This window comes from Acinetobacter kanungonis (assembly GCF_009939195.1).
Taxonomy (GTDB): Bacteria; Pseudomonadota; Gammaproteobacteria; order Pseudomonadales; family Moraxellaceae; genus Acinetobacter; species Acinetobacter kanungonis.
In genome coordinates this window covers 1-4,036 of record NZ_JAACKC010000016.1, presented here as the reverse complement: position 1 = coordinate 4,036, position 4,036 = coordinate 1, and the positions used below count along the sequence as shown (strand labels likewise).

Sequence of the window (4,036 nt, the reverse complement as noted above, 5' to 3'; positions counted from 1 at the left end):
AATAACGAGTAAAAAAGCAACATCTTGTTTAGATGTTGCCTCATACAGCATTTTTATTGTTTGATCTGTTCTAGACCTTGCTCTTCAATAATGTGTGTCGCTTGTGGTGATTTTACAAATTGAATCAATTCATTAGCCGCTTTTTCATAGCTAGTGTTTTTGCCAATACCTGCGGAAAAAATCGTGACTTTTTGATAAGGTGCAGGAATAGGTCCAACTAGCTCAACTTGTCCATATTTACCTGTAAATGGTTTGATTTCGCTAATTTGCTGGAATCCAACATCAAATTGACCTTCGGCAATACGTTTAGCAACTCGATCGCCAACCACTTTTTCAGCTTTACTAAAAATGACTTTGTATTCAACTGGTGGGAAACTTGGGAAGACATTTTTTTCAAGATGTGTACCACTTGCACTTGCTGAGTAACCAATATGTTTGGCATTCAACAAAACTTTTTCAAATTTTTCCGCAGTGCTAATATCTGGTTTTTGAGCGCCTTTAGGAATCGCCATACCAATACTAGATTTGACTAAATCTCGTTGTGAATCTGGTTCTACGAAACCTTTATCTGCTAGTTTATTGAGTTCAGGTGCGGCAAGAACCACAACATCAAAACGTTCTCCACGATCGAGCCTGTTTGGTATTGCGGTTGGTGATGCACCCATCGAAGAACCTGATGAAAGATGAACCGTATGACCTGTTTGTTGTTCAAAAACAGGAATCAGTTTTTCCATGGATGAATAAAAACCACCCGAGCTAATGACTTCTAGGGTGTCTGCATTTGTGAATGAAGAGACTAGACCTGCACTGGCAAAGAAGATTGATTTAAAAATAGAGATTTTTTTCATATAGTGCCTCATTTTAATTGCAAGAGAGCACAGTACGGAAATTCAAGATTAACCGTACTGTTCATTAAAACTACAGAAGGGTTTGGTTCTGAGTTAAGCGCTAATTTTGGCTTGCTCTGTAATCGGATCAGACGTGTTTTGTTTAGAACCACGACATAGATATAAACTTGAAATTAAGCTACATACGGCAGCTAACATCAGCCAAAAAGCCGGCGTACTTGCATTCCCTGTATTTTCGACAAGGAAAGTACATGCCATTGGTGTCATACCGCCAAAAATCGCAGCTGCAAGGCTGAATGCTAAAGAGAAACCGACAGTACGTACTCGTTTTGGCATGACTTCAGCAAGCGTAGCAACCATGGTGCCGTTATACATACCAAAGAAGAATGAGAAGTAAGCAAGCGTAATCAGGAGGTTCGTGAAACTAATGTCACTTACTAACCAGCTCAAAACTGGATACGTTGTGAAAATAGCAAGCGTAGTAATGCCGACTAAAACGGGTTTACGACCAATCTTGTCTGAAAGCAAACCACCCATTGGTAACCAGAAGAAATTGGAGAGACCGACAAACACAGTGGCTAAAAGACTGTCAGTCACGGACATTTCTAATGTACGTTTGGCATATACAGTGGTGTAAACAGTAATGAAGTAGAATGTGGTTGTGGTCATGGCACTCAACATCATGCCAGCAAGGACAATACGCCAGTTGCTAACCAGTGTGTTGAAAATTTCTTTTGAAGAAGGATGCGTTTTTTGCGCTTTGAAGTCCTCAGTTTCTTCTAATGTACGACGGAATAAAAATATTAATGGAATAATTAAACAACCAATCAGAAACGGAATACGCCAACCCCACTCACCGACTTGAGCATTTGTTAAAACAGTATTTAGCCAATAACCAAGTGATGCAGCAAAGACAACAGCAATTTGTTGACTGCCAGACTGCCAACTGGTAATAAATCCACGATTCTTATCGGTTGAAATTTCTGCTAGATAAATAGAGACACCGCCAGACTCAACACCTGCTGAAAAACCTTGTAAAAGACGTCCAATCACAACCAAAATTGGTGCGATAATACCTATAGTTTCATAGCCAGGAACAAAAGTGATTAAAACCGTTCCCATAGCCATTAGACTGAGCGTTACAATTAAACCTTTGCGGCGACCGACTTTATCGACATAGGCCCCCAGAAAAATAGCGCCTAATGGGCGCATGAGAAAACCAGCAGCAAATACGGTAAATGTCATCATTAAAGAGACGTATTCATTTTCAGAATGGAAAAATTTTGCTGCGATATAAGTGGCATAGAAACCAAAAAGAAAAAAATCGTATTGCTCTAAAAAATTACCACTGGTTACATTTAATATTTTTTTGAATGTGGCTCTACGATTATTCACACTATCCATTGGAGACCTCCTTGGCCTGACAACATGGAAACATTCACGATCTTCAATTTGGATAAATTTTCTAAAACTTTTGTAAAGAACCAAAATTATGCATGGTCTATAAAAAAGGTTTAAAAGTAACCCTCATACAAATCGTGAAGCCTTGTTTCCTGTTTTAACTACACTTCTACACTGCGATAAATGAAAACCCATCTATCATTCGATGCAAAATGTAATCCTAAAAAGCAGCAGTAGGAGAGAGGACAACGTTAATTGGGTATTTAATAAAATTAATGGATATCTATGAAATGTTTTCTGCACAAGGCCAACTTTGATTTTGTATAAGTTCTCTTATGCAAGCGCGTATTGCTGATTTAGCGGCTAATGCAGCGGGAGATAATTCCTCTTCCGCAAGGCTAACAAGATAATTGATACGTTCAATTTCTGGATCTACGACCTTCAGTAGCTCTATTTTATGCTGATATTCTGGCAGGCAGGCACTTCCCGGTCGAACACTTGCAAGGTCTAGATGGACAAGACTATCCATAAGTAAATGTAGTCCATCAATTTCATAGACTACATTCAACTGCCCAATTTTGTGTTCTAATAGTTTTCTTAAACTATGCCGTTGACGTGGAAGTACTAAAGGAATGTCACCAATTTGTTGTGATTGAATCATGCTGCTCTTAATACATTCTGCAAGTCCATATTTTTCCAGAACTTCTTTTCGTGCCATTAAATACATTTGTTCTCGTACCAATGGTTCTATAGACCACTGTTTATCAATTTCATTGGTAAAAATAATTGCGATATCAAGCTGACGTGCATTGATGGACTGTATTAGGTTACCGGATAGTGTTTCGACAATTTCAAGATGTATGTCGGGATAGCGTTCAGACATTAATTTCATTAACGGTATGCCGAGTAAGGCTGTAATGGTCGGCGGAAAACCAAGGCTGACATGTCCAGAAAGTCTTGCAGAATGGGCTGCATCAACTGCAAAGTTAATTTGTCTGAGAATTAACTGTGAATGTTTTAAAAAGGCAAGGCCTGCCGGTGTTGGTGTAACCCCAAAGGCATTACGTTGTAATAAGCGAATGCTGAGTTCCTGTTCTAGTTTACTAATTTGTTGGCTAATAGCCGAAGCGCCGACATCGAGTTTTTGAGCTGCTTTTCCAATACTTCCAGCCTCTACAACAGTCAAAAAATATTTTATTTGTTTGATTTCCATAATTAATTTATTCGCTGATCATCCTAGATTTATAGAGCTATGAAGGATAGTAAAATCTCTCATGATTGTAAATTTTAACAGTAATGAAAAAATATATTCTAATTAATGTGATTTTAAAGTGGTTTTAGTGGGTGAATTTTGATCTTTAAGTTTTTGATAAATATGTGCTCCTAAATTGGAAAACTGTGGTAACTATCAAAATATAGATGATTCCTATCAACTATTAGAAATTGTTTGTCATTCTAAAAACTTAAGTGTTAATAAAAACGTTAAGTAAGTGCAACCGATGTTAATAATTGGAGCTATTACCCTATAAGGTTTGAGGCCTGCCACCAGATATTCAGTATGTCATACATCCAAGTACAACAAATCATGTTGATAATGTTCTCGTCTTGGGTTTAATTTCAAAGATTATTTTAGGGCTTAATTAATCATGATAGAGACAGTTCTTATTTCATTAGAACAGTTTTTATCATTACAGAATTATTTGATAATAACATTCAACACAATAGGAACTAGAAGTTATTGTTAGGTGTATCGGATTTAACATAATCTCTATTATACGAATAACAAC

General features: G+C 37.3%; 3 protein-coding genes. All 3 read right to left on the bottom strand.

The features are described 5' to 3' along the window. Nucleotides 1-53: 53 nt before the first annotated feature. Entirely contained in the window at nt 54-848 is a 795-nt protein-coding gene (locus GWK51_RS16365) for a substrate-binding domain-containing protein (protein ID WP_216071801.1), read from the bottom strand. 93 nt (nt 849-941) lie between these two features. Continuing rightward, complete coding sequence (gene tcuC, locus GWK51_RS16360) at nt 942-2,252, bottom strand: MFS transporter (protein ID WP_161934514.1); 1,311 nt, start codon at nt 2,250-2,252, stop codon at nt 942-944. Nucleotides 2,253-2,532: 280 nt separating this feature from the next. Beyond that, nucleotides 2,533-3,462, bottom strand: a complete 930-nt coding sequence (locus tag GWK51_RS16355) for a LysR family transcriptional regulator (RefSeq protein ID WP_161934513.1) — start codon at nt 3,460-3,462, stop codon at nt 2,533-2,535. Nucleotides 3,463-4,036 lie beyond the last annotated feature (574 nt).